This window comes from Amycolatopsis acidicola, from assembly GCF_007713735.2.
Taxonomy (GTDB): Bacteria; Actinomycetota; Actinomycetes; order Mycobacteriales; family Pseudonocardiaceae; genus Amycolatopsis_E; species Amycolatopsis_E acidicola.
Window position 1 is genome coordinate 15,029 of sequence record NZ_VMNW02000082.1, and the last position, 24,735, is coordinate 39,763.

The 24,735-nt window shown below is 69.9% G+C and carries 30 protein-coding genes and 2 pseudogenes; 19 read left to right on the forward strand and 13 right to left on the reverse strand.

The window, feature by feature from the left end; translation table 11 throughout:
- The first annotated feature begins 21 nt into the window (after window positions 1–21).
- Genes hisD through FPZ12_RS46115 form a run of 4 tightly spaced genes read left to right on the forward strand, consistent with a single transcriptional unit; the run spans window position 22 to window position 3,192 of the window.
- Entirely contained in the window at window positions 22–1,347 is a 1,326-nt protein-coding gene (gene hisD / locus FPZ12_RS35885; protein WP_144756621.1) for a histidinol dehydrogenase, read from the forward strand.
- Window positions 1,344–2,441, forward strand: coding sequence for a histidinol-phosphate transaminase (locus tag FPZ12_RS35890; RefSeq protein ID WP_144756623.1), 1,098 nt, complete (start codon window positions 1,344–1,346; stop codon window positions 2,439–2,441). Before hisD ends, FPZ12_RS35890 begins: the two co-directional genes overlap by 4 nt.
- Window positions 2,438–3,037: an imidazoleglycerol-phosphate dehydratase HisB gene (hisB, locus tag FPZ12_RS35895; protein WP_144756625.1), complete on the forward strand. Its 600-nt coding sequence runs from the start codon at window positions 2,438–2,440 to the stop codon at window positions 3,035–3,037. The genes FPZ12_RS35890 and hisB overlap by 4 nt, the downstream gene beginning before the upstream one ends.
- The gene (locus FPZ12_RS46115) at window positions 3,034–3,192 is read left to right on the forward strand and encodes a hypothetical protein (protein WP_208026134.1); all 159 of its coding nucleotides are present in this window, start codon (window positions 3,034–3,036) and stop codon (window positions 3,190–3,192) included. Before hisB ends, FPZ12_RS46115 begins: the two co-directional genes overlap by 4 nt.
- Window positions 3,193–3,317: 125 nt before the next feature.
- On the opposite strand, the pseudogene FPZ12_RS46715 reads toward FPZ12_RS46115, so the two are convergent.
- A pseudogene (locus tag FPZ12_RS46715) lies at window positions 3,318–4,160 on the reverse strand (nucleotide kinase domain-containing protein); the annotation flags it as partial.
- Between the two features lie 28 nt (window positions 4,161–4,188).
- Entirely contained in the window at window positions 4,189–6,327 is a 2,139-nt protein-coding gene (locus tag FPZ12_RS35905; RefSeq protein ID WP_150980652.1) for an MMPL family transporter, read from the reverse strand.
- A 176-nt stretch (window positions 6,328–6,503) separates the two neighbouring features.
- Between FPZ12_RS35905 and FPZ12_RS35910 the strand changes: the two genes are divergently transcribed.
- On the forward strand, window positions 6,504–7,094 hold the full coding sequence (locus FPZ12_RS35910; protein WP_144756627.1) for a TetR/AcrR family transcriptional regulator: 591 nt from the start codon (window positions 6,504–6,506) through the stop codon (window positions 7,092–7,094).
- Here the strand turns inward: FPZ12_RS35910 and FPZ12_RS35915 are convergent.
- Window positions 7,087–7,524, reverse strand: coding sequence for a GNAT family N-acetyltransferase (locus tag FPZ12_RS35915; protein ID WP_243770211.1), 438 nt, complete (start codon window positions 7,522–7,524; stop codon window positions 7,087–7,089). The two genes, FPZ12_RS35910 and FPZ12_RS35915, sit on opposite strands and share 8 nt — an antisense overlap.
- Before the next feature lie 257 nt (window positions 7,525–7,781).
- Between FPZ12_RS35915 and FPZ12_RS47160 the strand changes: the two genes are divergently transcribed.
- Window positions 7,782–8,132 (forward strand): DUF2695 domain-containing protein, encoded by a 351-nt coding sequence (locus FPZ12_RS47160; RefSeq protein ID WP_144756629.1) that lies wholly within the window; start codon window positions 7,782–7,784, stop codon window positions 8,130–8,132.
- On the opposite strand, the gene soxR is transcribed toward FPZ12_RS47160, so the two are convergent.
- Both soxR and FPZ12_RS35930 read right to left on the reverse strand, forming a co-directional pair.
- Window positions 8,104–8,565 carry a redox-sensitive transcriptional activator SoxR gene (soxR, locus tag FPZ12_RS35925; RefSeq protein ID WP_144756631.1) on the reverse strand — a complete coding sequence of 154 codons (462 nt, stop codon included), beginning with the start codon at window positions 8,563–8,565 and terminating at the stop codon, window positions 8,104–8,106. The genes FPZ12_RS47160 and soxR overlap by 29 nt on opposite strands.
- 686 nt (window positions 8,566–9,251) lie before the next feature.
- Entirely contained in the window at window positions 9,252–9,623 is a 372-nt protein-coding gene (locus tag FPZ12_RS35930; protein WP_243770212.1) for a hypothetical protein, read from the reverse strand.
- 109 nt (window positions 9,624–9,732) lie between these two features.
- Between FPZ12_RS35930 and hisH the strand changes: the two genes are divergently transcribed.
- Both hisH and priA read left to right on the forward strand, forming a co-directional pair.
- The gene (hisH, locus tag FPZ12_RS35935) at window positions 9,733–10,362 is read left to right on the forward strand and encodes an imidazole glycerol phosphate synthase subunit HisH (protein ID WP_144756633.1); all 630 of its coding nucleotides are present in this window, start codon (window positions 9,733–9,735) and stop codon (window positions 10,360–10,362) included.
- Between the two features lie 23 nt (window positions 10,363–10,385).
- Entirely contained in the window at window positions 10,386–11,117 is a 732-nt protein-coding gene (priA, locus tag FPZ12_RS35940; RefSeq protein WP_144756635.1) for a bifunctional 1-(5-phosphoribosyl)-5-((5-phosphoribosylamino)methylideneamino)imidazole-4-carboxamide isomerase/phosphoribosylanthranilate isomerase PriA, read from the forward strand.
- Between the two features lie 87 nt (window positions 11,118–11,204).
- On the opposite strand, the gene FPZ12_RS35945 is transcribed toward priA, so the two are convergent.
- Genes FPZ12_RS35945 through FPZ12_RS35965 form a run of 5 tightly spaced genes read right to left on the reverse strand, consistent with a single transcriptional unit; the run spans window position 11,205 to window position 14,523 of the window.
- Window positions 11,205–11,591, reverse strand: a complete 387-nt coding sequence (locus FPZ12_RS35945) for a PPOX class F420-dependent oxidoreductase (protein WP_144756637.1) — start codon at window positions 11,589–11,591, stop codon at window positions 11,205–11,207.
- A 20-nt stretch (window positions 11,592–11,611) separates the two neighbouring features.
- A complete protein-coding gene (locus tag FPZ12_RS35950; protein ID WP_144756639.1) occupies window positions 11,612–12,346 on the reverse strand; it encodes an ABC transporter permease in 735 nt (244 codons plus the stop codon).
- On the reverse strand, window positions 12,343–13,068 hold the full coding sequence (locus FPZ12_RS35955) for an ABC transporter ATP-binding protein (protein WP_144756641.1): 726 nt from the start codon (window positions 13,066–13,068) through the stop codon (window positions 12,343–12,345). The genes FPZ12_RS35950 and FPZ12_RS35955 overlap by 4 nt, the downstream gene beginning before the upstream one ends.
- Before the next feature lie 49 nt (window positions 13,069–13,117).
- On the reverse strand, window positions 13,118–13,936 hold the full coding sequence (locus FPZ12_RS35960; protein ID WP_144756643.1) for a DMT family transporter: 819 nt from the start codon (window positions 13,934–13,936) through the stop codon (window positions 13,118–13,120).
- Between the two features lie 14 nt (window positions 13,937–13,950).
- Complete coding sequence (locus FPZ12_RS35965) at window positions 13,951–14,523, reverse strand: TetR/AcrR family transcriptional regulator (protein WP_144756645.1); 573 nt, start codon at window positions 14,521–14,523, stop codon at window positions 13,951–13,953.
- A gap of 43 nt (window positions 14,524–14,566) precedes the next feature.
- On the opposite strand from FPZ12_RS35965, the gene hisF reads away from it, so the two are divergent.
- The 4 genes from hisF to FPZ12_RS35985 all read left to right on the forward strand — a co-directional run bounded on the left by hisF (window position 14,567) and on the right by FPZ12_RS35985 (window position 16,556).
- Window positions 14,567–15,340 (forward strand): imidazole glycerol phosphate synthase subunit HisF, encoded by a 774-nt coding sequence (hisF, locus tag FPZ12_RS35970; protein ID WP_144756647.1) that lies wholly within the window; start codon window positions 14,567–14,569, stop codon window positions 15,338–15,340.
- A complete protein-coding gene (locus FPZ12_RS35975; protein WP_144756649.1) occupies window positions 15,337–15,720 on the forward strand; it encodes a hypothetical protein in 384 nt (127 codons plus the stop codon). The genes hisF and FPZ12_RS35975 overlap by 4 nt, the downstream gene beginning before the upstream one ends.
- On the forward strand, window positions 15,717–16,070 hold the full coding sequence (hisI, locus tag FPZ12_RS35980; protein WP_144756651.1) for a phosphoribosyl-AMP cyclohydrolase: 354 nt from the start codon (window positions 15,717–15,719) through the stop codon (window positions 16,068–16,070). The genes FPZ12_RS35975 and hisI overlap by 4 nt, the downstream gene beginning before the upstream one ends.
- A gap of 171 nt (window positions 16,071–16,241) precedes the next feature.
- Entirely contained in the window at window positions 16,242–16,556 is a 315-nt protein-coding gene (locus FPZ12_RS35985; protein ID WP_144756653.1) for a hypothetical protein, read from the forward strand.
- A gap of 6 nt (window positions 16,557–16,562) precedes the next feature.
- Here FPZ12_RS35985 and FPZ12_RS35990 read toward each other — a convergent pair whose 3' ends face one another.
- Window positions 16,563–17,195: a TetR/AcrR family transcriptional regulator gene (locus tag FPZ12_RS35990; protein WP_144756655.1), complete on the reverse strand. Its 633-nt coding sequence runs from the start codon at window positions 17,193–17,195 to the stop codon at window positions 16,563–16,565.
- Between the two features lie 96 nt (window positions 17,196–17,291).
- On the opposite strand from FPZ12_RS35990, the gene FPZ12_RS35995 reads away from it, so the two are divergent.
- The 7 genes from FPZ12_RS35995 to lgt all read left to right on the forward strand — a co-directional run bounded on the left by FPZ12_RS35995 (window position 17,292) and on the right by lgt (window position 23,645).
- Window positions 17,292–18,860 (forward strand): anthranilate synthase component I, encoded by a 1,569-nt coding sequence (locus FPZ12_RS35995; RefSeq protein WP_144756657.1) that lies wholly within the window; start codon window positions 17,292–17,294, stop codon window positions 18,858–18,860.
- On the forward strand, window positions 18,841–19,380 hold the full coding sequence (locus FPZ12_RS36000; RefSeq protein ID WP_144756659.1) for a Trp biosynthesis-associated membrane protein: 540 nt from the start codon (window positions 18,841–18,843) through the stop codon (window positions 19,378–19,380). The genes FPZ12_RS35995 and FPZ12_RS36000 overlap by 20 nt, the downstream gene beginning before the upstream one ends.
- A 192-nt stretch (window positions 19,381–19,572) precedes the next feature.
- Complete coding sequence (gene trpC / locus FPZ12_RS36005; RefSeq protein WP_144756661.1) at window positions 19,573–20,382, forward strand: indole-3-glycerol phosphate synthase TrpC; 810 nt, start codon at window positions 19,573–19,575, stop codon at window positions 20,380–20,382.
- Window positions 20,361–21,599 (forward strand): tryptophan synthase subunit beta, encoded by a 1,239-nt coding sequence (trpB, locus tag FPZ12_RS36010; RefSeq protein WP_166463014.1) that lies wholly within the window; start codon window positions 20,361–20,363, stop codon window positions 21,597–21,599. Before trpC ends, trpB begins: the two co-directional genes overlap by 22 nt.
- On the forward strand, window positions 21,596–22,381 hold the full coding sequence (gene trpA / locus FPZ12_RS36015; RefSeq protein ID WP_144756665.1) for a tryptophan synthase subunit alpha: 786 nt from the start codon (window positions 21,596–21,598) through the stop codon (window positions 22,379–22,381). The genes trpB and trpA overlap by 4 nt, the downstream gene beginning before the upstream one ends.
- 42 nt (window positions 22,382–22,423) lie before the next feature.
- Window positions 22,424–22,597, forward strand: a complete 174-nt coding sequence (locus tag FPZ12_RS45825) for a hypothetical protein (RefSeq protein WP_166463015.1) — start codon at window positions 22,424–22,426, stop codon at window positions 22,595–22,597.
- A gap of 58 nt (window positions 22,598–22,655) precedes the next feature.
- The gene (gene lgt / locus FPZ12_RS36020) at window positions 22,656–23,645 is read left to right on the forward strand and encodes a prolipoprotein diacylglyceryl transferase (RefSeq protein ID WP_144756667.1); all 990 of its coding nucleotides are present in this window, start codon (window positions 22,656–22,658) and stop codon (window positions 23,643–23,645) included.
- 4 nt (window positions 23,646–23,649) lie between these two features.
- On the opposite strand, the gene FPZ12_RS36025 is transcribed toward lgt, so the two are convergent.
- The gene (locus FPZ12_RS36025; protein WP_144756669.1) at window positions 23,650–24,438 is read right to left on the reverse strand and encodes an SDR family oxidoreductase; all 789 of its coding nucleotides are present in this window, start codon (window positions 24,436–24,438) and stop codon (window positions 23,650–23,652) included.
- Window positions 24,439–24,519: 81 nt separating this feature from the next.
- Window positions 24,520–24,735 (reverse strand): annotated as a pseudogene (locus FPZ12_RS45830) (hypothetical protein); the annotation flags it as partial.

Here is a 24,735-nt window from a genome sequence, read left to right on the forward strand (position 1 = left end):
CCCCACTCGTACCCTAGACCTATGCTGAACCGCACCGACCTGCGTGGAAAGGTCCCGTCCCCCGTCGAACTGCGTGCCACGCTGCCGCGCGCCGAGATCGATGTGGACGCGGCCCTGCATCAGGTCCGGCCGGTGGTGGAAGCGGTGCGTGACCGGGGTGTCGAGGCCGTGCTGGAGTACACGGAGAAGTTCGACAAGGTCCGCCCTGCCACGGTCCGTGTCCCCGCGGACGCGCTGAGCCGCGCGCTCGCGGAGCTCGCCCCGGAGGTCCGCGCCGCGCTGGAGGAGTCGATTGCGCGCGCCCGCGAGGTGCACGCGGATCAGCGCCGTCAGGACGTGACGACGAAGGTCACCGAGGGCGGCACGGTCACCGAGCGCTGGGTGCCGGTGGAGCGCGTCGGCCTGTACGCGCCGGGCGGCCTGGCGGTGTACCCGTCGAGCGTGGTGATGAACGTCGTGCCGGCGCAGACGGCGGGCGTCGGCTCGCTGGTGCTGTGCACGCCGCCGCAGGCCGAGTTCGGCGGCAGCCCCCACCCGACGACGCTCGCCGCCGCGGCGCTGCTGGGCGTGGACGAGGTGTGGGCCGTCGGCGGCGCGCAAGCGGTTGCGCTGCTCGCGTACGGCGGCACGGACACCGACGGCGCGGAGCTGCAGCCCGTCGACCTGGTCACCGGCCCCGGCAACATCTACCTCACCGCGGCGAAGCGGATGCTGCGCGGCCTGATCGGCATCGACTCCGAGGCCGGCCCGACGGAGATCGCGATCCTCGCCGACGAGACGGCCGACGCCGGGCACGTGGCGGCCGACCTGATCAGCCAGGCGGAGCACGACACGCTGGCCGCGAGCGTCCTGGTCACCACGTCGGAGGAGCTGGCCGACGCGGTGGACACGGAGTTGAAAGCCCGCGTCGCCGCCACGAAGCACAGCGAGCGGGTAGCGCAAGCGTTGGGCGGCAAGCAGTCCGGCACGGTGCTGGTGTCCACAGTGGACGAAGGTCTGCGGGTGGTGGACGCGTACGCGGCCGAGCACCTGGAGATCCAGACGGCCGACGCGCGCGGCGTCGCGGCGAGGGTGCGCAACGCGGGCGCGGTGTTCGTCGGCCCGTACGCCCCGGTTTCGCTCGGCGACTACTGCGCGGGCTCGAACCACGTGCTGCCCACCGGCGGGTTCGCCCGGCATTCCTCGGGGCTGTCCGTGCAGAGCTTCCTGCGCGGCATCCACGTGATCGACTACAGCGAAGCGGCGTTGCGTGAGGTGGCGGGCAAGGTCGTCGCGCTCGCCAACGCCGAAGACCTGCCCGCGCACGGTGAAGCCGTGACAGCGCGTTTTTCCCAGGAGGACCGGTGACCGCCGAAGACGTGACCCTGGCGGATCTGCCGCTCAGGGAGGATCTGCGCGGCCGTAGCCCGTACGGCGCGCCGCAGCTGGACGTACCGGTCCGGCTCAACACCAACGAAAACCCGTACCCGCCGCCGCAGGCGCTGGTGGACGACGTGACGGAGGCCGTGCGCGAGGTGGCCGCCGGGCTGCACCGCTACCCGGACAGGGACGCCGTCGCGCTCCGGCAGGACCTGGCGGACTACCTGTCGGTGTCCACCGGTGTGCTGCTCTCGGAGCAGAACCTGTGGGCTGCCAACGGATCCAACGAGGTCCTGCAGCAGATCCTGCAGGCGTTCGGCGGCCCCGGCCGCACGGCGCTCGGGTTCGAGCCCTCGTACTCGATGCACCCGATCATCGCCGCGGGCACCCGCACGGAGTGGGCGCCGACGCCGCGCCGCGCGGACTTCTCGCTGGACGTCGCGCGGGCCGCCGAGATCGTGGCCGAGCGCAAGCCCGACGTGGTCTTCGTGACCAGCCCGAACAACCCGACCGGCGGCTCGATCCCGTTGGCGGAGCTGGAAGCGGTGCTGAAGGCGGCGCCGGGGATCGTGGTGGTGGACGAGGCGTACGCCGAGTTTTCCTCGCAGCAGAGCGCTGTCGCGCTGCTGGACGAGTACCCGGCGAAGCTGATCGTCTCGCGCACGATGAGCAAGGCGTTCGCGTTCGCCGGCGGCCGGCTCGGGTACCTGGCCGCGGCGCCCGCGGTCGTGGACGCGCTGCAGCTGGTGCGCCTGCCGTATCACCTTTCGCTGCTCACGCAGGCCGCCGCGCGGGCCGCGCTCCGGCACGCGGACGAGACGCTGGCCACGGTCGCGAAGCTCGCCGCGGAGCGGGATCGCATGGTGGAAGCCTTGCTGGGGCTCGGTTTCACGCCGGTGCCGAGCGACGCCAACTTCGTCCTGTTCGGACAGTTCTCCGACGCGAAGGCGAGTTGGCAGTCCTATGTGGACAACGGGGTGCTGATCCGTGACGTCGGCATCGAGGGGCACCTGCGGGTGACCATCGGCACCCCGGAAGAGAACGACGCGTTTTTGGCCGCGAGTAAGGAGATCCCCCGGTGACTCGGGTCGGGAAAATTGAGCGGACCACCAAGGAGTCCTCGATCTCGGTCGTGCTCGACCTCGACGGCACGGGCGAGGTGGAGATCAACACCGGCGTGCCGTTCTACGACCACATGCTCACCGCTTTCGGCGCGCACGGCTCGCTGGACCTGAAGGTCGAAGCCAGCGGGGACACGCACATCGACGCGCACCACACGGTCGAGGACACCGCGATCGTGCTGGGGCAGGCGATCCGCCAGGCGCTGGGCGACAAGAAGGGCATCCGCCGTTTCGGCGACTGCTACATCCCGATGGACGAAACCCTCGCCCACGCCGCGATCGATGTGTCGGGCCGCCCGTACTGCGTGCACGTGGGCGAGCCGCCGGAGTTCAACACCTTCACCATCGGCGGCAACTATCCGTTCGTGCTGAACAGGCACGTGTTCGATTCACTGTCGTTCCACGCGCAGATCGCGCTGCACGTACGGGTCCTGCACGGGCGGGATCCGCACCACATCGCGGAAGCGCAGTACAAGGCGGTGGCCCGCGCCCTGCGGGCCGCCACGGAGCCGGACCCGCGAGCGGGCGGCATCCCGTCGACGAAGGGTGTGCTTTGAGCAAAGAGGTCGTCGGCGTCCTGCTGCTCGCCTTGGCCGGGTTCCTGGTGGGCGGCGTCTACACCACGTGGAAGACGGCCAAGCTGCTCGCCGGGCTGCTGCTCATCGCCGCGCTGCTCGCCATCGGCGGGGCGATCGCCTGGTTCGTCGGCTGAGCCTGCGTGCGCACGGCGTCGTTGATCCCCCATTTCGGCGGGAACCACGGCGTGGGCATCGGCTCGGCGGCGGGGCGGTAGCGCTGTTTGATCCGCGTCCGGCCGGAAATGCCCTCGACGCCGGGATGCGCCACCCTGGCGTATTTGCCGACTTCGCAGAACAGGTTCTGGCAGTCGATCAAGTGCAGGTCCCGGCCGCCGAGTGACGCGAAGTCCAGGCGGAGGCGGGCGAAATGCTCGTGCTGCGTGGCGACGGTATAGGCGATGATCTCGTTCTCGATCCCGGTCGCCGCGGGGCCGAAGCATTTGCGGATACCGTCTTTCGCGCCCGGCCCGGCGACGACGAACTCGTTCTCGGAATGGTCGAGCACGCTCGTGTAGTTCAGATCGACCGTGAACTGGTAGCCGAGGAAGTCCCCGATTCCCGGATACCGCCGAAGTTCGCCGAACACGTCCGAAAGCCCTTGCGCCCGCAGGATTTTCCCCGGTAGGCCGTCGCGGATCATCGTTTCCGCGAGCAGCAGGTGGTCGGTGTGCTTGCGCGCGCCGCCGAGCCTGGGCGGCGGGATCACGTAGGCCGCCGAATAGAGCGGTTCCGTGGCCGCGTCGAGCACCTTCCCGGCGTGCCCGGGATTCCAGTCGCGCCAGGTGATCGGGCCCAGGTTTCGCTCCAGCAGGCGCCAGGTCCCGATCTTGTTGAAGAACTTGAACAGCAGCACCCGAAACACGATGTCCACCGGTTCCTGGCTGCCGCCGTAAGCTACTTCCTGAATGCAGAACTGGCTGACGCGATCGGCGGCCCGGTAGCAGTTGGTGAACCGGTGCTGCCGCAGAATTTCGTCCCCCGGGCCCGGTCCGCCGGAATACCGCGCGAAGTACAACTGCTGCCGCACGGCGGCGAAACGCCAGTACGTGTCGAAAACCGGACCGGGCGTCAGCGCGCGGCCGGCGACGGTGATCGGGTCCATCGGCCCAACCTACCGCCGCCGACCGTGCTCACGCGTTCTCGAGCACCTTGTCGTCGTCGAGGCGCTTGGTCAGCTTTTCGCCCTCGACGTCGACGTTGGGCAGCACCCGGTTCAGCCACTTCGGCAGCCACCAGGCCTTCGCGCCGAGCAGCGACATCACCGCGGGCACGATCGTCATCCGCACCACGAAGGCGTCCACGAGCACACCGAACGCGAGCGCGAACCCGATCGACTGAATCAGCGTCGTGTCGGCGAGCACGAACCCGGCGAACACGCTGATCATGATCAACGCCGCGGCCACGACCACCCGCGAGCCGTGCCGGAACCCGGTGACCATCGCCTCCTGTGGCGCGGTGCCGTGCACGTGCTCCTCGCGCATCCGGGTCACCAGGAACACCTGGTAGTCCATCGCGAGCCCGAACAGCACGCCGATCAGCAGGATCGGCAGCATGCTCATGATCGGCGCCGTCGACTCCACCCCGAGCAGCGAGTCCAGCCAGCCCCACTGGAACACCGCGACCACGGCGCCGAACGTCGCGATCACCGAACCGAGGAAGCCGAGCGTGGCCTTGAGCGGCACCACGACCGAGCGGAAAACCAGCATCAGCAACAGGAACGCGAGCCCGACGATCAGCAGCAGGTAGGGCAGCATCGCGTCCGCGAGCTTTTCCGACACGTCGATCTGCAACGCCGTCTGGCCCGTCACCGACAGCTCCGCGCCGTCATTCACCGGCAGGCCCCGGATGTCGCTCACGAGCTGTTCGGTTTCGGTACTGCTCGGACCGCTCTTCGGGATGACGGTGAACATCGCGGTGTCACGCTGCGCGTTGTACTGCGGCTGTGTCACGGTCGCGACATCGCCGAGCCGGGAGATCTCGTCGGCCGCCCCCGTCGCGGCGGCCGTCGTCGCGTCGGACAGGACCACGACGAGCGGACCGTTCAGGCCGGGGCCGAACCCGGAGCTGACGAGGTCGTATGCCTTGCGCTGCGTCGAATCCGGCGCCGCGGTCGCGTCGTTGGGCAGGCCCAGCTGCATGTCCAGCGCGGGGATGGCGATCACCAGCAGACCGGCGACGGCGGCGAGCAGCACCGGCACCCGGCGCTTGGCCACGAACCTCGCCCAGCGCTCGCCGTTGGTCCGCCCGGTCGCCTTTTTCTGTTTCCTGCCAAGGACTTTGCGGCCCGCGAAACCCAGCATCGCAGGCAGCAGGGTGAGCGCGATCAGCACCGCGACGGCCACCGTCGCGGCGGCCGCGATGCCCATCTGGCCCAGGAACGGGATGCCGACGACGGTCAGCCCGACGAGCGCGATGATCACCGTCAGCCCGGCGAACACCACCGCCGAACCCGCCGTGCCGACGCTTCGCGCGGCCGCTTCCTGTGGTTCGTGGCCTTCGCCCAGTTCGTGCCGATAGCGCGAGACGATGAACAACGCGTAGTCGATGCCGACCGCGAGGCCCAGCATCAGCGCGAGGATCGGGGTGTTCGAGTTGAGCTCGGTGAACCCGGAGACCGTCATGATCCCGGCCATCCCGACGCCGACGCCGATGAGCGCGGTCAGCAGCGGAAGGCCCGCGGCGAGCACGGAACCGAACGTCACGGTCAGCACGATCGCCGCGACGATCACGCCGAGTCCTTCCGTGGCACCGGTTTCCGGCATGGCCTGCAGCGCGTCACCGCCGAATTCGACCGTCAGCCCGGCCTTCCGCGCGTCTTCGGCGACCGAGGTCACGGCCTCACGATCGCTGTCGGTCAGCTCCGAGGCCTGCACCCCGTAGCTGATCTGCACCAGCGCGACGCCCTTCGGCGAGACCATCCCGGTCTGGAAGGGATCGGTGACCGACTTGGCCTTCGGCGCGGACTTCAGCTCGTCCACGAGATGTTCGACCGCGGCCTTGTTGTCTTCGGTGGTGAGCTGCTGGCCCTCGGGCGCGGCGATCGCCACCCGCGCTGTCGCGCCGCCGACGCCCGCCTGCGGGAAACGCTCCTTGAGGTGGTCGATCGCGCGCTGCGCCTCGGTGCCGGGGATGGTGACCGAGTTCGACATCTGCCCGGACAGCGTCAGCGCGCCGAGGCCGAGCACGGCCAGCACGACCGCCCACACGGCGGCCACGAGCCAGCGGCGCCGGAACGAGAACCGCGCCAGACGGTAGAGAAGGGTGGCCACAGGGGACTCCAGAGATAGCTCGTCCGTCATGCCTTCGAGTGACTTCGAAGCTAGCCAAACGGCTAGGAGATTACAAGCCGATCGGCTAGCGTGTGACTAGCCGCACGGCTAGCAGCTTCTCGGTTGTCGTGATCGCCGGGCGGCACGTATCCTCTGCGTGCTCGGGAGGAGAGGCCATGACAGCCGGACCGGCGACCGTATCCACCGGTGGCCAGGAGGACACGCGGACGCGCCTGCTCGGCACCGCGTTGCGGCTGTTCACCGAACACGGGGTCGAGGGCACTTCGCTGCAGATGATCGCCGACGCGCTCGGGGTCACCAAGGCCGCGGTGTACTACCACTTCAAGACCAAGAACGAGATCGCCGAAGCGGTCGCGGAGCCCGGGCTGAAGGAGTTGAACGAGGTGGTCGAGGAGGCCACCCGGCAGCGCCGCCGCGGGCAGCAGGTCGACCATCTGCTCACCGGTTTCGTGGACGTGGTGGTGCATCACCGCGCACTCATCGCGTTGTTCAACCGGGACCACGGCGTGCTGCGTTCGGTCACCAAGTCCTGGGCGGGCGAAGAGAACTTCGGCGAGCGGATCCTCGAGATCCTGATCGGCCCGGACGGAGACGTGAACCGGGCCGTGGCGGCCCACGCGGCCATCGCCGGAATCGCGCTCACGGGCGGCGCGCCCGAGTTCGCCGAGTTGGACGACGACACGCTGCGCGAGCATCTTCTTGATGTGGGGCGGAAACTGCTCGGCAGGCCGAGGCGCGTCAGCTGAGCGGCAGCTTCAGGAACGTTGCCGTTTCCGCGAACCCCAGTTTCACGTAGTAGTCGCGGGCGCGGCGGGTCGGCACCGTCACCTCGACCGCCCCGGCGGCGCGCGCCCTCTCGATGATCGCGTTCACCAGTGCCCGGCCGACGCCGCGGCCACGCTGTGCCGGATCGACCATGAGCTCCTGCAGTTCGGTCACCGGGCCGTTGGCGTAGAGCACCAGGAACCGGGCGGCCAACGCGTAACCGATCACTTTCCCGTCGTCCTCGGCGACGAGGAGATCGGTGCTGTCGTAGGTCATGACCGACAGCAGCTGTTCGTAGTTGCGGTCGAACGCCGCGCGCCGGGGGTGGTAGCTGGTGGCGAAACCTTGCAGCAGAAGGAAAACCGCGTCCGCGTCGGTGACGTCGGCCGGCCTGGTGCGGATGGTGCTCATCGTGCTCGCTCCGGGATGCAGAGGAATTCCGGCGGCACCCGCTCCGTCGGTGCCGGGCCGGGACTCGTGGCCGGAACGGGTCATCCCGGCCGCGTCGCCTCCAGGATGACAGGTTTCCCGCGCCGGGGCGGTTTCGGGAAATAGTCACGATTCTCGGGTCTTCCCCGGCCCGTTCGCCGGCTCAAGGAACGTCTCGTCGCGCAAAACTGTCGGTGGCTGGTGGTAAGCAGTACGTAAGCAAGAACTGGGAGGAAACCATGCGAAACGTCGTCGCCGTGGAAGCACACGTGGCCGGTCTGCACGAGCAGTGGAGCGCGCCGCGGCCGCGTGAATGCCTGACGTGTTATGTCGGCAGGATGCTCGCGGATTTCGGCTGTGACAACACTTTGCGCTGGGTCGGGCGCTGGCGCGAGCACAACGCCCCGAGGGCCACGGCGCTGGAACGGCGGCTGGCCGGGCGTGGCGCGCGATGTGATTGCGAGGTGGCGCTGAAGCTGTATCCGGACGAAATCCAGGGCGCCGATCCACCTGTGCCGTGTGCTGGTGTTTCGCGGCGCGGGTCGACGAAGCCGTGCGGGCTCAGGCGCCGCCCTCCATCGCCGGCTTGAGCAGCCGTGCGCCGGGGCCGAAGCGGGCCAGCTGGTCGTCCTGGTTGTAGAGGCCGCACATACGAAGGGAGAGGCAGCCGCAGCCGACGCATCCGGTGAGGCGGTCGCGCAGGCGCTGGAGTGCGTCTATGCGGGCGTCGAGCTCGTCCTGCCAGTTGCGGGAGAGGCGTGCCCAGTCGGCTTTCGTGGGCGCGTGGTCGTGGGGGAGGGTGGCCAAGGCCGAGCTGATTTCCTCGAGGCTGAGGCCCACTCGTTGCGCGGCGCGGATGAAAGCGATGCGGCGCAGGACGGTGCGGGAGTACCGGCGCTGGTTGCCCGACGAGCGCTCGGAGGAGATCAGCCCGCGGTCTTCGTAGAACCGCAGCGCGGTGTGCGGGACGCCGCTGCGCTCCGCGACCTGCCCGATGCTGAGGTAGTCGGCAAGCTTGGTCACGTCACCAGCCTAGCCTTGACTTCAACTTAAGTCGAGGTTGGCCGATGTGGCGCCGCTCGCCCCCGGGGTGACCCGGAATGGTCCAGTCCACAGGAGAAGCTCGCGCTGAGCTGCGCGAGGAAGAGCGGAATGGGAGGTTGCGTTTCCATAAAGGACGCGGCGCAATGCGCCGCACCCCGGCCGGTGCGCAAAACCGGCCGACACACCCACGCCACGGGGGGATTTCGTGGCGGTGCTTCGCTGCTTCGGGGCTTCGGCTCTTGGCGGGCTTGTCCACCGCGCGAAGCCGAGCCGTCGCGCCGGGAAGGCGCCGCGTGCTCACCAAGCGGTCGGTTTGGCTCGAGCCCGGAAATGCGTCACCTTCGCCTGGCTCCTCGTGCGCGCCCTGCCAGCGTGCGCCCATGCTCTGCGCGCCGTCATGGCCGTGGGCCCGGTGACCGTTCTGGACCGCGCTGTAGCGCCAGCCACAGCGCGGCGGACCGTTCCCAGCCAGCCCGCAGCTCGGCCAGCCCGCGCCACCGCACTCAGCCGGAGCCACTCACCGGCACCTCAGCCGAGCACGCCATCCCACCTCCCCTCGGCCCTGGGCGCCGAAAAATCCGCCCTCAGCCGAGAACGCGACCCCGTCTCCCCCTCGGCCCGGGGGCGCCGAAAAATCCACCCTCGACCGGGGCGCCGGAAAGACGTCACGGCATCCGGGCGGGCGCCGGCACGAGCACCTCCTGGGGCACCAAACGGACCAGCGACTCCGACGTCACCTGGAGGTCCTCCGCCGCCGCGGCGGCTTGGTCCAGTTCACTGCGCAAGTGCCGGTGCGCGGACGGCCCCAGCTCGTGCTCGCCGAGTCCGGGCGATTCCCGCAGCTGGTCGAGGATGCGCGTGAGCGCCGAGGCGGTGCAGGTCATCCCGCGCAGTAGCTCGCGCAGGTCTTCGGGCGCCAGCGCGCCCGCGTCGAACCGGCGCAGCGCGTCGGCCAGCTCTCGGGTGAGGCCGAGGACCTTCCGGTTGGTACGGCCGGTGCTTTCGGGGTGATTCTCGGGACTGCTCTGCGACAGCATGGTCACTCCCTCGGGCCTGCACTCCGCCGCCGGTATCGTCCGGCCACCGGGTGCGTGACCGGTGCCGACGTCGTTGGAGGCCGTTGTCCGCCCAGCCTAGACTGGACCCGTGACTAGCGTCGTGATTCTCGATTACGGTTCCGGGAACCTTCGTTCCGCCGAACGCGCGGTCCAGCGCGTCGGCGCGGAGGTCGAGGTCACCGCGGATCCCCAAGCGGCGCTGAACGCGGACGGTCTCGTGGTGCCCGGCGTCGGCGCCTTCGCGGCCTGCATCGAGGGGTTGCTTTCGGTCGGCGGGGACAAGATCATCGGCACCCGGCTGGCCGGCAGCCGCCCGGTGCTGGGGATCTGCGTCGGTATGCAGATCCTCTTCGAACGGGGCGTCGAGCACGGCGTGGAGTCGAAGGGCACCGGCGAGTGGCCGGGCACGGTCGACCGCCTGCACGCCGACGTCGTCCCGCACATGGGATGGAACACGGTGCGCGCGCCGGCGGATTCGGAGCTTTTCGCGGGCCTCAGCGCCGACACCCGCTTCTACTTCGTGCACTCCTACGCGGCGCGAAGCTGGGAGCTGGATTCCGGGCTGCCGGGCGCTCAGCCCAAGGTCACCTGGGCACACCACGGCGAGGACTTCGTCGCGGCCGCCGAGAACGGGCCGTTGTGGGCCACCCAGTTCCACCCCGAGAAGTCCGGCGACGCGGGCGCCCACCTGCTGGAGAACTGGCTGCGCACCCTCTGACGCACGTCACCTATAGTCACCCCGTGACTTTCACGCTCCTTCCCGCTGTTGACGTGGCCGATGGCCAGGCTGTCCGCCTGGTCCAGGGCGAGGCCGGTACCGAAACCTCCTACGGCGCCCCGCTGGACGCCGCACTCGCCTGGCAGCGCGACGGCGCGGAGTGGATCCACCTCGTCGACCTCGACGCCGCGTTCGGCAAGGGCTCCAACCGCGAGCTGCTCGCCCAGGTGGTCGGTGAGCTGGACGTGCAGGTCGAGCTTTCCGGCGGCATCCGCGACGACGCCTCCCTCGAGGCGGCCCTCGCCACCGGTGCCCGCCGCGTGAACCTCGGGACGGCGGCACTCGAGGACCCGGCGTGGACGGCGAAAGCCGTTGCCACGTATGGGGATCGCGTCGCCATCGGGCTCGACGTGCGGATCACCGAGCAGGGCCACCGGCTCGCCGCCCGCGGCTGGACCCGCGACGGCGGGGATCTGTGGGAGGTGCTGGAGCGCCTGGACCGCGACGGCGCCACCCGCTACGTGGTCACGGACGTGAGCAAGGACGGCACGCTGAAGGGCCCGAACCTCGACCTGCTGCGCGAGGTCGCCGCTCGCACCGACGCGCCGGTGATCGCTTCCGGTGGCGTGTCCAGCCTCGACGACCTGCGCGCCCTCGCCGGACTCGCCAACGATGGCGTGGAAGGTTCGATCATCGGCAAGGCGCTGTACGCGGGCGCGTTCACGTTGCCGGAGGCCCTGGCCGCCGTTCGGTGATTCGTGTCGGACGGCTCTTTAAACCTGGTGGTGGCGTGGCGGCGGAGTCGCAGCCGCAACCCTCGAGAACTCGCAACCCTCGAGAACTCAGGCCTCCAGCGCGATCGCGATACCGACCGTGCGGTCCTCCGGCCCGCGGAGCCGGCTGAAGAACATCGTCACGCGGCCGACGATGCCGTACTTCCGCTCGATCGCGCGCCGCACGCGCTCCGTATCCGCCGCGTCGAGCAGGCGGGCCTGGCCGGCCACCGCGGGCCCGTGCGTCTTGCTCCCGCGGAAGTCGCACGCCTGCACCTGCACCTTGCCGTCCCGGCGGATGCGTTTGACCTTGCCCGACTGCCGCTCGGTCCACAGCACCAGCTCATCACCCTCACCCGCGAGCCACACCGGCGTGCCCACCGGCGTCCCGTCCTTGCGGTAGGTGGTCAGCAACACGTACTTCTCGTCGCCCAGTCGTCGCGCCTCAGCATTCATAGCGCCCAAAATAGCCCGGATCACGGCGTCCGGCGCCGCAACGTGGCCGCACCGAGCACCAGCGCCAGCAGCACACAGCAGGCGACGATCACCAGATCCCGCACCAGCGTGAGGTCCACAGTGGACGATCCGGTCACCCGGCCCAGCGCCTCCACGGCGTAGGAAAGCGGCATCACGTTCGACAGCCAGTGCAGCACCCACCCCATCGAGTCCCGCGCGGCGAACAGCCCGCACAACAGGATCTGCGGCAGCACGAACACCGGCATGAACTGGATCGCCTGGAACTCGGTGCGGGCGAAGGCACTGACGAACAACCCGAGCGCCATCCCCAGCAACGCGTCCAGCACGGCGATCAGCAACAGCAGCCACCACGACCCCTGGATGTCCAGGCCCAGCCAGGCGAGCGAGAGCCCCGCAGCCACCGCCACCTGCAGCACCGCGAGCAGCCCGAAAGCCAGCGCATACCCGAACAGCAGATCCAGTTTGCCCAGCGGCAACGTCATCAGCCGCTCCAGCGTGCCGCTGGTGCGTTCGCGCAGCGTGGTGATCGAGGTGATCAGGAACATGATCGTGAACGGGAAGACCCCGAGCAGCGCCGGCGCCGCGTGGCTGAACATCGGCTGCGAGTTGAACACGTAGCGCAGCAGCACCATCAGCAGCGACGGCACCACGATGAGCATCACGACGGTGCGCGGATCGTGCCGAAGCTGGGTGAGGATCCGCCGCGCGGTGGCGAGTGTGATCGACGGGTTCATGAGCGTGCCGCCTCCTGCTCTCGGATCAGCCGCAGGAAAGCCTGCTCCAGATCCACCGCGCCGGTGCGCTCGCGCAGTTCGGCGGGGGACTGGTCGGCCAGCAGCCTGCCGTCGCGCATGAGCAGCAACCGGTCGCATCGCGCGGCTTCGTCCATCACATGACTGGAGACGAGCAGCGTCGTGCCGCCCGCGGCGAGTTCGCGGAACAGCTCCCACAACGTGTCGCGCAGCACCGGGTCCAGCCCGACCGTCGGCTCGTCGAGCACCAGCAGCTCCGGGTTGCCGAGCAACGCGATCCCGAGGTTCGCGCGGCTGTGCTGCCCGCCGGAAAGGTTGCCGACGAGGCTGTGCGCCTCGCCGTCCAGCCCCACTTCCGTGATCACTCTGTCCACATCGGACTCAGGCGCGCCCAGTACCGCGGCGAAATACCGCAGCGCCTCCGTCACCGTCAGATCGGCGTAGATCGCCGGACTCTGTGTGGCATAACCGATCTTGCGCCGCAACGCCTTGCTGCCCGCGGGCAGGCCGAGCACCGTCACGGTGCCACCGGCGACGATCTGCACGCCGACGATCGAGCGCAGCAACGTGGTCTTCCCGCACCCGCTCGGCCCGAGCAGCCCGGTGATCACCCCGCGCGGCACCTCGCACGCCACCCCGCGGACGACTTCGCGCCCGCCTCGCACCACTCGCAGCCCGTCGACGACGACGGCCGAATTAGCCATGCGTTTAATTCTGCGCGCGGACCGTGACCCGGGTCAAGACCGGACGGACTCAGACTTCGCCGAACCTGGCCAGTGACAGCGCCGCCGCGACCGCGAGGACGAACCCGCACACGGCGACGGCGCCGAACCCGGCCCTGGTCGTGTCGCCGAGCGCCAGCACGCCGATCAGCGAAGGCAGCACCGTCTCGCCGACCACCATCAGTGCCGTCGCGGTGGTGACGCTTCCGCGCTGCAACGAGGAGGCGAAGAACAACATCGCCAGCGCGCCCGCGGCGGCGACCGTGTACGCGGCGGGATCTGTCAGCACCGCCATCAGACTGCTCGTCGACACCACGCGTCCGGCGAGCGCGACCATCCCGAAACAGAGCCCGGCGACCAACCCGAGCGCGGGGCTGCGCAGCTTTTCCGGGGTGCGGCCCGCGAGCACGCCCAAGGCGCCCAGCACGACGGTGGCCACCGCGAGTCCGATGTGGAACGTCAGCCCGACGGGCGTCGAACCTTCGCTCTCCGCCGAGATTCCCAGCAATGCCAAGCCCACGCAGACGAACACCACGGCCGTCCATTCGCGACGGCCGAGCCGCGCGCCGATCGCGATCGCCGCGACCGCTGTCACCGCCAGGCTCGCCGCAAGCGCCGCCTGCACCACGAAAAGCGGCAAGGAGCGCAACGCGATCAACTGCGCGACGAACCCCAACGTGTCCATGCCCAGCCCGAGCACGTACCGCCACTGTTTGAGCACGCGCACGAGCAGCCGCGGGTCGACGCCGTGCTCACTGGTCTCCACCGAGCGGGCCGCGACAGCCTGGAAGACCGACGCCACCCCGTACGCCACGGCCGCGACCAGCGCGCACAGCAATCCCCACCACACGTCACGACCCTATGTCAGGGAGTGAGATAGGACTGGACGACAGGCGCGACCAGCGCCACCAGTTCCTCGTCGTCCGCGTCCGCCAGCGGGGGCACGCGCACGACGTGGCGCAGCAGCACCAGCCCGATCAGCTGGGACGCCACCGCGGCGGCCCGGATCGGCGGCACGCCACGGCTTTCGGCCACCTTGCTGAGCACGACCCTGGTCAGGAACTGGCGCATCATGGTGGCCGCCTGCTCGTTGCCGGTGACCGAGCGGAGGATGGCCAGGAACGGCTCGCGGGAGCGTTCCTCCGCCCACAGCCCCAGGAACAGCCGCACGATCCGCTCGCCGAGCTCGCCCGGCGGGCCCGCCAGCAGCCGGGGCAGTTCGTCGACCGGGTTCACCGGGAAGTTCATCGCCGCCACGAACAACTGCTGTTTGGTGCCGAAGAAATGGTGCAGCAGCGCGGCGTTCACCCCCGCCGCCGCGGCGATACCGCGGATCGTCGCGCCGTCGTAGCCCTGTTCCGCGAACTGCGTCCGGGCCGCGGCGACGATCTGCTCCCTGGTCTCGTTCGGCCCCGGCCGCCGCCCCGCTCTTGCCATGCCGCGATCCTAAGCGCGTTCGCACGGACAGTACGCTGGGAGCATGTCCGTTGCGGTGAGAGTCATCCCCTGTCTGGACGTCGACGCCGGGCGGGTGGTGAAGGGCGTCAACTTCGCCGACCTGCGTGACGCCGGTGACCCGGTGGAGCTCGCGCGCGCCTACGACGCGGAGGGTGCCGACGAGCTCACCTTCCTGGACGTCACCGCGTCTTCGGGCAACCGCGAGACGACTTTCGACGTGGTGCGCCGCACGGCCGAGCAGGTGTTCATCCCGCTCACCGTCGGCGGAGGCGTGCGGTCCTGCGACGACGTGAACCGCCTGCTGCGTGCGGGCGCGGACAAGGTGAGCGTCAACACGGCCGCGATCGCCCGCCCGGAGCTGCTTCGTGAGGCGTCGCAGCGGTTCGGGGCGCAGTGCATCGTGCTGTCGGTCGACGCGCGTCGCGTGCCCGAGGGCGGCGAGCAGACGCCCTCGGGCTTCGAGGTGACCACGCACGGTGGCCGCAAGGGCACCGGGATCGACGCCGTGGAATGGGCCGAGCGTGGCGAAGAGCTGGGCGTGGGCGAGATCCTGCTCAACTCGATGGACGCCGACGGCACCAAGAACGGGTTCGACCTGGAGCTGATCGAGCTGACCCGCAAGGTGGTGCGGGTGCCGGTGATCGCCAGTGGTGGCGCGGGCGCGGTCGAGCATTTCCTGCCGGCCGTGCGGGCCGGCGCGGACGCGGTGCTGGCCGCCAGCGTGTTCCACTTCGGACAGTTGAAGATCGGCCAGGTGAAGGACGCGCTGCGCGCCGGAGGAGTCGAGATCCGGTGAAGCTCTCGTCCTGGCGGGTCGCGGTCGAGGTGAAGCTGGCCATCGCGCTGCTGGTCGGCCTCGGGCTCGCATACCTGGTGCTGTGCGTGGTCATCGTGACCACGTCCGACGCTTCGCCGCGCACCCTGATCACGCCGGTGGCCAGCGTGCTGCTCGGCGGTCTCGTCGCGGGCGGGCTGGCGTTGAAGATGCCGTCCTCGCGGATACTCGGGTTCGTCGTGGCGGCGCTTTTGGGGCTGCTGCACGCTTTCCTGCTGCTGGCCGGTTCCGTGTTGCTGCTGAAGCTGTTTTCGGCCGTGCTGGCGATCGGCTACATCTACACGTGGGTGCTGTTGAACTCCGGCCCGGTGCGCCGGTATCTGCTGGGAGACGCCGCATGAGCCTGGACCCCGAACTTTCCGCGCGGCTCAAGCGCAACGATGCCGGGCTGGTGTGCGCCGTGGTGGTGGAGCACGCGACGGGTGACGTGCTGATGGTCGCGTGGATGAACGACGAGGCGCTCGAGCGCACACTGGCCACCCGCCGGGGCACGTACTTTTCGCGCAGCCGCAACGAGTTGTGGGTCAAGGGGGAGACCTCGGGGCACGTGCAGCACGTCCGCGAGGTCCGGCTGGACTGCGACGGGGACACGGTGCTGGTGCGGGTGGACCAGACCGGGCCCGCCTGTCACACCGGGACGCACAGCTGTTTCGACTCCGCCGAGCGGCTTCTGCTCGCCGACGAGAGCTGACACGCTTTCCCTTGCGCGCCAAGGGAATTCTCTGATCCTGCCGCTCGCCCGGCAGCGTTTCGTCACCCTCTTCTGGGTGAACTTCGCCGCTCGTGGTCTGATTCGTTGCCAACCGTCCCGATGTTCGGGAATATGTTCGGCAACAGTCTCCGACTTTCGAAAGGTGTTCCCATGAGCGATACGCGGTGCTATTACGAACAATTGCGCGGTAGGGCGCGGCACTTGGTGGCCAGGATCGACGACGTGATGGCCGAGCTGCTGTCGGTGGAGGCCGCGGTGGAGGAGGTGATGCAGGCGGACATGGACAATCCCGGTGAGCTCTCCACCACGGATTCCGCGGATCTGCGCCAGTTCGTGGAGGCGGCGCAGTTCTCGGTGCGTGCCGCGGAGCGCATCGCCGTGGAGCACGCGAACGATGTGGACCGCGCTATGCAGAGGCTGGGCCTGGCCGCCCGGCGAAACGGGGAAAGTGAGCTGGCGGGCTGAGGGGAGTCAATTCGAACGCGGCAGCTCGAGTTCGCCGGTCAGGTAACGCTGCATCGTCGGGCCGACCGCGGTGGCGAGCCACTCGATCTCCGCTGAGCTCAGCGGTTCGAACTCCGCGACATACCGCACCATGCCGAGTCCGATGAGCTGGGACGCGCAGAGTCCCGCTCGCAGCTGGGGGTGATCCGCTTCGATCCGGTCGATGACCCGGTTGAGGATGTTCTCGATGAGGAAGTTCCGCAGCGCCAGCGCTGCCTTGTCGTGACTGGCCAGGCTCCTGATCAGGGCCGGGAAAGAACCGCCGTCGGTGGCGTCCCAGGTGGTCACGAAACGCCGCACGATGCGCTCCCCGAGGGTGTCCACCTCGCCCTCGAGGAGCGCACTGACGACCTCGGCCGGATCGAAGGGCAGCTCCAGTACGGCGGTGGCGAACAGGGCGTCCTTGCCGCCGAACCAGTGGTTGACCATCGCCGCGTCCACCCCGGCCCGCGAGGCGATGGCGCGCACCGTCGCCCCGTCGTAGCCGTTCTCGGAGAACACCTCGCGGGCGGCGGCGATGAGGGCGGTGCGGGTGTCCTGTCCGCCGGGGCGGCGCCCGCGGCGTTTGCCGCCGGGCGGTTGTTCGTCGATGGTGCGCATACCCTCCATGATGACGCGCGCCGCCACAAAATTCAACACAGCGTGAATTAGCGCCCGGTGCCGGGCCGTACCGCCGGGAGCGGCACAATGGCGGTCATGGTCACTGTCCACTCCGCGAATTCCGCGTCCGGCGGGCTCGGTTCCGTGAGCCCCGCCCGGGACGAGTTCCGCGCGCTGGCCGAGGGCCGCCGGGTCATCCCGGTGGTCCGGCGGTTGCTCGCCGACGGGGAGACCCCGGTCGGCGTGTACCGCAAGCTGGCGGCGGACCGGCCCGGCACCTTCCTCTTCGAATCGGCGGAGAACGGGCAGTCCTGGTCGCGATGGTCGTTCGTCGGCGTACGCAGCCCGGCGGCGCTGACCGTCGCCGACGGTAAGGCGGTGTGGACCGGCACTCCGCCGGTCGGGCTCCCCACCGAGGGCGACCCGCTGACGGTCCTGCGCGAGACGGTCGCCGCGCTGCACACCGAGCCGCTGCCCGGCCTGCCCCCGCTCACCGGCGGGATGGTCGGCTACCTCGGCTACGACGCGGTCCGCTGGCTGGAGAAGCTGCCCGAGCTGGCCGAGAAGGACATCGACATCCCCGAGGTGACGATGCTCCTGGCCACCGACCTCGCGGCCTTCGACCACCACGAGGGCACGGTCACGCTGATCGCGAACGCGGTCAACTGGGACGACTCCCCGGAGCGCGTGGACGCCGCGTACGACGACGCGGTGCGCCGCCTGGAGCACATGACGGAGCAGCTGCGCGCGGCCGCGCCGTCCACCACGGCGGTGTTCGAGCGCCCGGCGCCGGAGTTCACCCGCCGCCGCGCCAAGGCCGAGTACCACGAGGCCGTGAACAAGGCCGTCGAGGCGATCAAGGCGGGCGAGGCCTTCCAAATCGTGCCCTCGCAGCGGTTCGAGATGGCCACCGAGGCGGACGCGCTGGACATCTATCGCGTGCTGCGCACGTCCAACCCGAGCCCGTACATGTACCTGCTGCGGCTGGAGGGTTTCGACATCGTCGGCTCCAGCCCCGAGTCGCTGGTCACGGTGCGCGACGGCAGGGCCACCACGCATCCGATCGCCGGCACCCGCTGGCGCGGGGTGGACCCGGAGGAGGACGCGCAGCTGGCGAAGGACCTCCTCGCCGACGAGAAGGAGCGCGCCGAGCACCTGATGCTCGTCGATCTCGGCCGCAACGACCTCGGCCGGGTGTGCAAGCCGGGCACCGTGCGCGTGCTGGACTTCTTCACCATCGAGCGCTACAGCCACGTGATGCACATCGTGTCCACGGTCACCGGCGAGCTGCGGGACGACTGCACGGCGTTCGACGCCGTGGCCTCCTGCTTCCCCGCGGGCACGCTGTCCGGGGCGCCGAAGGTCCGCGCGATGGAGCTGATCGAGGAACTGGAACCGGTGCGCCGCGGGCTGTACGGCGGCGTGGTCGGGTACCTGGACTTCGCGGGTGACGCCGACACGGCGATCGCCATCCGCACGGCGCTGGTGAAGGACGGCATCGCCTACGTCCAGGCCGGTGGCGGCGTGGTCGCCGACTCGGTGGCCGACTACGAGGACAACGAATCGCTCAACAAGGCCCGCACGGTGCTGTCGGCGGTCGCCGCCGCGCAGACGATGGCCCCCGCGCGGGCGCTGGATCCGGCAAATGACAGCGCCGGCGTCTAAGCGTCCACTGTGGACGATCGTGGCGGCGCTGCTCCTCGGGGCGGCGGCGCTGTGGGGTTCCTCGCGCCTGGTGTGGTCGGCCACCCTGCGTGACGCCGGGGTGCGCGGAATGGTGCTGGACAAGCAAACCGGCGCCGAGCACTCCGGCGCGCTGGTGCCGCTGGCGGTGCTCGCGCTCGCCGGGGTCGCCGGGATGATCGCCACCGGTGGCTGGCCGCGGCGCGTGCTCGGCGTGGTGCTGGCGCTGGCCGGGCTGGCCGCCTGCTGGGTCGCGGTGGACGGCTTTTCCTTCGGCGGTTATCCCGCTGGCGCGCCGGTGGGGGCGATCTACACCGGCCGGGGGCTCGCGCTGCTGGGCGGAATTCTGGTGATCCTCGGCGGGTTACTGGCTACCAGGAAGGCGGGCAGCATGCCGCGGCTCGGCGCGAAGTACTCCGCGCCGGGCGAGCGGAAGAAGGCCCGCGACCCTGACACCGAACTCTGGGAGGCGCTGTCGGAAGGCGAAGATCCCACCAAGTAGCTCCGGCAGGTCACGCGGAGTGTTCCGCACGTCGTGGTGATCACGGCGGCTTTCGCCCTAACCACGGCATGTTCGACCCGGGACCGGCTCGGGATTCCCGGCGAGTTAGCATCTTTTCTGCGGGAAGGGGAAGGTGTTTGTGAGCGAGCTTTCGAGTGAAAACTTGGATGCCTCCGGGAACGGAGCCGTCTGATGAGTGTTCTCGAAGAAATCGTCGAAGGAGTCCGTGCCGACCTCGCCGAGCGTGAGAAGGCCCTCCCGTTCGACGAACTGAAGCGGCTCGCCGCCAAGGCGGCCCCGGCGCGTGACGCCATGGGTGCGCTGCGTGAGTCGTCGATCGGCGTGATCGCGGAGGTGAAGCGCCGCAGTCCGTCGAAGGGCGACCTGGCGCAGATCGCCGACCCGGCCGCGCTCGCCAAGGACTACGAGGAAGCGGGCGCGCGGGTGATCAGTGTGCTCACCGAGCAGCGCCGGTTCGGCGGCTCGCTCGCCGACTTCGACGCGGTCCGCTCGGTGGTCGACGTTCCCTTGCTGCGCAAGGACTTCATCGTCAGCCCCTACCAGGTGCACGAGGCCAGGGCGCACGGCGCCGACATGGTCCTGCTGATCGTCGCGGCGCTGGAGCAGAACGCGCTGGTCTCGCTGCTCGACAGGGTCGAGTCACTGGGCATGGCCGCGCTGGTCGAGGTGCACAACGCCGAGGAGGCGGACAGGGCGCTCGAGGCCGGGGCCCAGATCATCGGCATCAACGCGCGCAACCTGCACACCCTCGAGGTGGACCGGGACGTGTTCGGGCGGATCGCCCCCGGGCTGCCGTTCGACGTGACCAAGGTGGCCGAGTCCGGGGTGCGCGGCCCCGGCGACCTGATGGCCTACGCCGGGCACGGCGCGGACGCGGTGCTGGTCGGCGAAGGCCTGGTCGCTTCGGGTGACCCGAAGGGCTCACTGGTCAAGCTGGTCACCGCCGGTTCGCACCCCGCGTGCCCGAGGCCGAGCCGATGAGCATTCAGCCCGAGGAGCGCAACGAGCACGACCCGGACGAGCGCGGCTACTACGGCCCGTACGGCGGGCGGTTCATGCCGGAGGCGCTGATCGGCGTCGTCGACGAGGTGGCGGCCGAGTACGAGAAGGCCAGGCTCGACCCGGACTACGTCAACGAGCTGAACCGGTTGCTGCGCGACTACGCGAACCGGCCGTCGCTGCTCACGGAGGCACCCCGGTTCGGCGAGCACGCCGGCGGGGCGCGGATCTTCCTCAAGCGCGAGGACCTGAACCACACCGGGTCTCACAAGATCAACAACGTGCTGGGTCAGGCGCTGCTCACCAAGCGGATGGGCAAGACGCGGGTCATCGCGGAGACCGGGGCCGGCCAGCACGGCGTGGCCGCCGCCACCGCCTGCGCGCTGCTGGGCCTGGAGTGCGTCGTCTACATGGGCGAGGTCGACACCGAGCGCCAGGCGCTGAACGTGGCGCGGATGCGGTTGCTCGGCGCCGAGGTCGTGCCGGTGAAATCCGGTTCGCGCACGCTCAAGGACGCGATCAACGAGACGCTGCGGGACTGGGTCGCGAACGCGGACACCACGCACTACCTGTTCGGCACCGCGGCCGGGCCGTCGCCGTTCCCGATGATGGTGCGCAACTTCCACAAGATCATCGGCGAGGAGGCCAGGGCCCAGGTCCTGGAGCAGACGGGCCGCCTGCCGGACGCCGTCGCGGCCTGTGTCGGCGGCGGGTCCAACGCGATCGGCATCTTCCACGGCTTCATCGACGACCCTGACGTCCGGCTCGTCGGCCTGGAGCCGGGCGGCGACGGCGTGGAGACGGGCCGTCACGGCGCCACCCTCACCGAAGGCACGCCGGGCAACCTGCACGGCGCGATGTCGTACCTGCTGCAGGACGAGGACGGCCAGACGATCGAGTCGCACTCGATCTCGGCCGGCCTGGACTACCCGGGCGTCGGGCCGGAGCACGCGTGGCTGAAGGACAGCGGGCGGGCGGAGTACCGGCCGATCACCGACGCGCAGGCGATGGAGGCGTTCAAGCTCCTGTCGCGGACCGAAGGGATCATCCCGGCGATCGAGTCGGCGCACGCGCTGGCCGGTGCCATCCAGCTGGGCCGGGAGCTCGGCCGTGAGGCGCTGATCGTGGTGAACCTGTCCGGTCGGGGTGACAAGGACATGGACACCGCGGCGAAGTACTTCGGATTGGTAGACGCGTGACGCTCAAAGCCTTGTTCGAGCAGACCCGGAGCGAGAAGCGCGCCGCGCTGGTCGGCTACCTGCCCGCCGGTTACCCGGGCGTCGAGGGCTCGAAGGACGCGCTCGCCGCGATGATCGACGGCGGCGCGGACCTGGTCGAGGTCGGCGTGCCCTATTCGGACCCGGTGCTGGACGGCCCCACCATCCAGCTCGCCGCGGACTCCGCGCTCAAGGACGGTTTCCGGTTGCGGCAGCTGTTCGAGGTGGTCGAGTCCGTCTCGAAGCGCGGCGGCCGCGCGGTCGTGATGACGTACTGGAACCCGGTGCGCCGCTACGGGGTCGACGCCTTCGCGCGCGATCTCGCCGCGGCTGGCGGGCTCGGCATGATCACCCCGGACCTGATCCCGGACGAGGCGGCCGACTGGATGGTCGCTTCGGACGAGCACGGGCTGGACCGGATCTTCCTCGTCGCCCCGGCTTCTCCCGAGGAGCGGATCGACCTGGTGGCCAGGTCCTCGTCGGGCTTCATCTACGCGGCGGCGGTCATGGGTGTGACCGGCGCGCGGGACAAGGTGGGTTCCGGCGCGGCCGAGCTGGTCCGGCGCACTCGCACGCACACGGACCTGCCTGTCGGCGTCGGCCTCGGTGTGCGTTCGCGTGAGCAGGCGGCGGAGGTCGCCGGGTTCGCGGACGCGGTCATCGTCGGCTCCGCGCTGGTGACGAAGGCGGCCGAGGGCCCCGAAGCCGTGCGTGCGCTGACGGCCGAGTTGGCCGAAGGCGTGCGGCAGCCCGTCGCGGCCTGAGGCCGGCGCAGGTCACACCGAGAGCCGTGAAAGGCTGCGCGCATGGCGAAACCGACTCCACTGCAGGTCCGGAACATCCTCGTGTCCGTGCTCTCGGCGGCTGCCGCCGTGTGGAACGGGCTGCGGGGCGGGCCGGTGTGGCTGACCGTGGTGTTCGCCCTCGGCTGCGTCCTCGCCGCCGGTTCGGCCGTGCTCAACGGCCGCACTTCGGGCTGAGGCGTCCACTTGCCGGGCTTCACGCGAAGCTGTGACCCACACAGGTTACGGTGGCCCCGTGCATACCGCCTCGACCGTTTACCTCGCGTCGTTCCCTAGCCCGTCGCAAGGGGTCTGGCATCTCGGCCCGATCCCGATCCGGGCTTATGCCCTGTGCATCATCGTGGGCATCATCATCGCCATCTGGTGGGGTGACCGCCGCTGGGTGCAGCGCGGCGGGACCAAGGGCACGGTGGTGGACATCGCGGTGTTCGCGGTGCCGTTCGGCCTGGTCGGCGGGCGGCTGTACCACGTCATCACCGACTCCTGGCGCTACTTCGGCCCTGGCAAGAACCCGGTGCAGGCGCTCTACATCTGGGACGGCGGCCTCGGCATCTGGGGCGCCATCGCGCTCGGCGCGGTCGGCGCGTGGATCGGCTGCCGCCGCAAGGGCGTGCCGCTGCCCGCGATGGCCGACGCGATCGCGCCCGGCATCGTCGTCGCGCAGGCCGTCGGGCGGCTCGGCAACTACTTCAACCAGGAGCTGTACGGGGCGCACACCACCCTGCCCTGGGGTATGGAGGTCTACCAGCGGTTCGACCCGAGCAACCCGACGATCCCCGACCAGGGGCCGAACGGGGTCGCGTTCGGGCACATCCCGCTGCCGGAGAGCCCGGTGCACCCGACGTTCCTGTACGAGCTGATCTGGAACCTGCTCGTGGCCGGGTTCGTGGTGTGGGCGGACAGGAAGTTCAAGCTCGGCCACGGGCGCGCGTTCTCGCTCTACGTCGCGGGTTACACGCTGGGCCGGTTCTGGATCGAGATGATGCGCACCGACGACGCCACGCACGTGCTCGGCCTGCGGATCAACGTGCTGACGGCCGGGATCGTGTTCCTCGGCGCGCTGGTGTACTTCGTGCTCGCCCGCGCTCGTGGGCCGCGTGAGGCGCCGGAATCCTTGGTGAGCAAGGGAGCCGAGCCGGTGGAGAAGGAACCGGCCACCGTCGGCGCCGAGTCGCGCGAGGAGCAGGAGGACGACGCCAAGCCCGAACCCCCGGGCGAGTCCTAGTAGTTCACAGGTCCGGGAGGCCGAGTTCGAGGTTGGGGATCTGCAACCCGCCGTCGGCTTCCAGGACTTTGCCGGTGAAATACGCGCCGGCGGACGAGGCGAGGAACACCACGGTGGCGGCGATGTCCTCGGGCTCGCCGATGCGGTGCAGCGGGGTCGCCGCCTCCATTTTCGCCTTGATCTCCGGGTTGGCCACCACGATGTCCAGCGCCGAAGTGGCCACCGAGCCGACGGCGATGGCGTTCACGCGGATCTTCGGCGCCAGGTCCACGGCCGCCAGCCGCGTGTAGTGCGCGAGCGCGGCCTTCGCGGTGCCGTAGGCGGCGAACCCCCGGCCCGCGATGCGGCCCATGTTCGAGGAGATGTTCACGACCGCGCCGCTGCCCGATTCCAGCATCGCCGGGGCGGCCGCGGTGGTGAGCGCGTGCGCGCTGGAAACGTTGAAGCGAAAGGCTTCTTCGAGGAACTCGGGAGTGCTTTCGAGCAACGGCCGGGGCAGGGTGCCGCCGACGTTGTTCACCACGATGTCGAGCCTGCCGAAGGTGTCCACCGCCGCCGTGGCGAGCGCGGCGACGGCCGCGGCATCGCTCAGGTCGGCCGGGACGACGTGCGCCCGGCGCCCGGTTTCGGCGATGCGCGCGGCCACCTTCGCGAGGTCTTCTTCGGTGCGGGAAGAGAGGACGACGTCGGCGCCGGCTTCGGCCAGCGCGACCGCGGCGGCGGCGCCGATGCCACGTCCGGACCCGGTGACCACGGCGACCTTGCCGTCGACCCGGAAGCGATCGAGGATCATGGCCCGACTGTAACAGGTTCTAGTTTTTTGCGGGAGGCGTGAAAACGCCCCCACGGCGACGAGGCCGCGGGGGCGGACGCCTCAGCGCATCACGGGGCCGCCGAAGTAGTCGTCGTCATCCCCGTCGTCGTCACGAGGGCGGCGGCGCGGCTGCGGCTTCGGCGGACGTTGCGGGCCGTTCTTGTGGGACAACGGATCCTCGAAGTAGTCGTCCGAGGGCGGCGGCTGCTCCGGCGGTCGCACACGGGGCGCCGTCCGGTGCGGCTGCGGCGGCCGGGCAGGCGGGCCGGGCGGCTG

Bases quoted from the DNA above. Each gene is read 5' to 3' on its own strand.
- FPZ12_RS35950 (WP_144756639.1), bottom strand. From the start codon at position 12,346: ATGAACCCGTCGATCACACTCGCCACCGCGCGGCGGATCCTCACCCAG.
- FPZ12_RS47160 (WP_144756629.1), top strand. From the start codon at position 7,782: ATGCGAAACGTCGTCGCCGTGGAAGCACACGTGGCCGGTCTGCACGAG.
- FPZ12_RS45825 (WP_166463015.1), top strand. From the start codon at position 22,424: ATGGCGAAACCGACTCCACTGCAGGTCCGGAACATCCTCGTGTCCGTG.
- FPZ12_RS35930 (WP_243770212.1), bottom strand. From the start codon at position 9,623: ATGCTGTCGCAGAGCAGTCCCGAGAATCACCCCGAAAGCACCGGCCGT.
- FPZ12_RS35995 (WP_144756657.1), top strand. From the start codon at position 17,292: ATGGTCACTGTCCACTCCGCGAATTCCGCGTCCGGCGGGCTCGGTTCC.
- hisD (WP_144756621.1), top strand. From the start codon at position 22: ATGCTGAACCGCACCGACCTGCGTGGAAAGGTCCCGTCCCCCGTCGAA.
- FPZ12_RS35990 (WP_144756655.1), bottom strand. From the start codon at position 17,195: ATGCGCACCATCGACGAACAACCGCCCGGCGGCAAACGCCGCGGGCGC.
- FPZ12_RS35955 (WP_144756641.1), bottom strand. From the start codon at position 13,068: ATGGCTAATTCGGCCGTCGTCGTCGACGGGCTGCGAGTGGTGCGAGGC.
- FPZ12_RS35985 (WP_144756653.1), top strand. From the start codon at position 16,242: ATGAGCGATACGCGGTGCTATTACGAACAATTGCGCGGTAGGGCGCGG.
- trpC (WP_144756661.1), top strand. From the start codon at position 19,573: ATGAGTGTTCTCGAAGAAATCGTCGAAGGAGTCCGTGCCGACCTCGCC.
- FPZ12_RS36000 (WP_144756659.1), top strand. From the start codon at position 18,841: ATGACAGCGCCGGCGTCTAAGCGTCCACTGTGGACGATCGTGGCGGCG.
- FPZ12_RS36025 (WP_144756669.1), bottom strand. From the start codon at position 24,438: ATGATCCTCGATCGCTTCCGGGTCGACGGCAAGGTCGCCGTGGTCACC.
- hisF (WP_144756647.1), top strand. From the start codon at position 14,567: ATGTCCGTTGCGGTGAGAGTCATCCCCTGTCTGGACGTCGACGCCGGG.
- FPZ12_RS35915 (WP_243770211.1), bottom strand. From the start codon at position 7,524: ATGAGCACCATCCGCACCAGGCCGGCCGACGTCACCGACGCGGACGCG.
- FPZ12_RS35965 (WP_144756645.1), bottom strand. From the start codon at position 14,523: ATGGCAAGAGCGGGGCGGCGGCCGGGGCCGAACGAGACCAGGGAGCAG.
- FPZ12_RS35945 (WP_144756637.1), bottom strand. From the start codon at position 11,591: ATGAATGCTGAGGCGCGACGACTGGGCGACGAGAAGTACGTGTTGCTG.
- FPZ12_RS35910 (WP_144756627.1), top strand. From the start codon at position 6,504: ATGACAGCCGGACCGGCGACCGTATCCACCGGTGGCCAGGAGGACACG.
- hisI (WP_144756651.1), top strand. From the start codon at position 15,717: ATGAGCCTGGACCCCGAACTTTCCGCGCGGCTCAAGCGCAACGATGCC.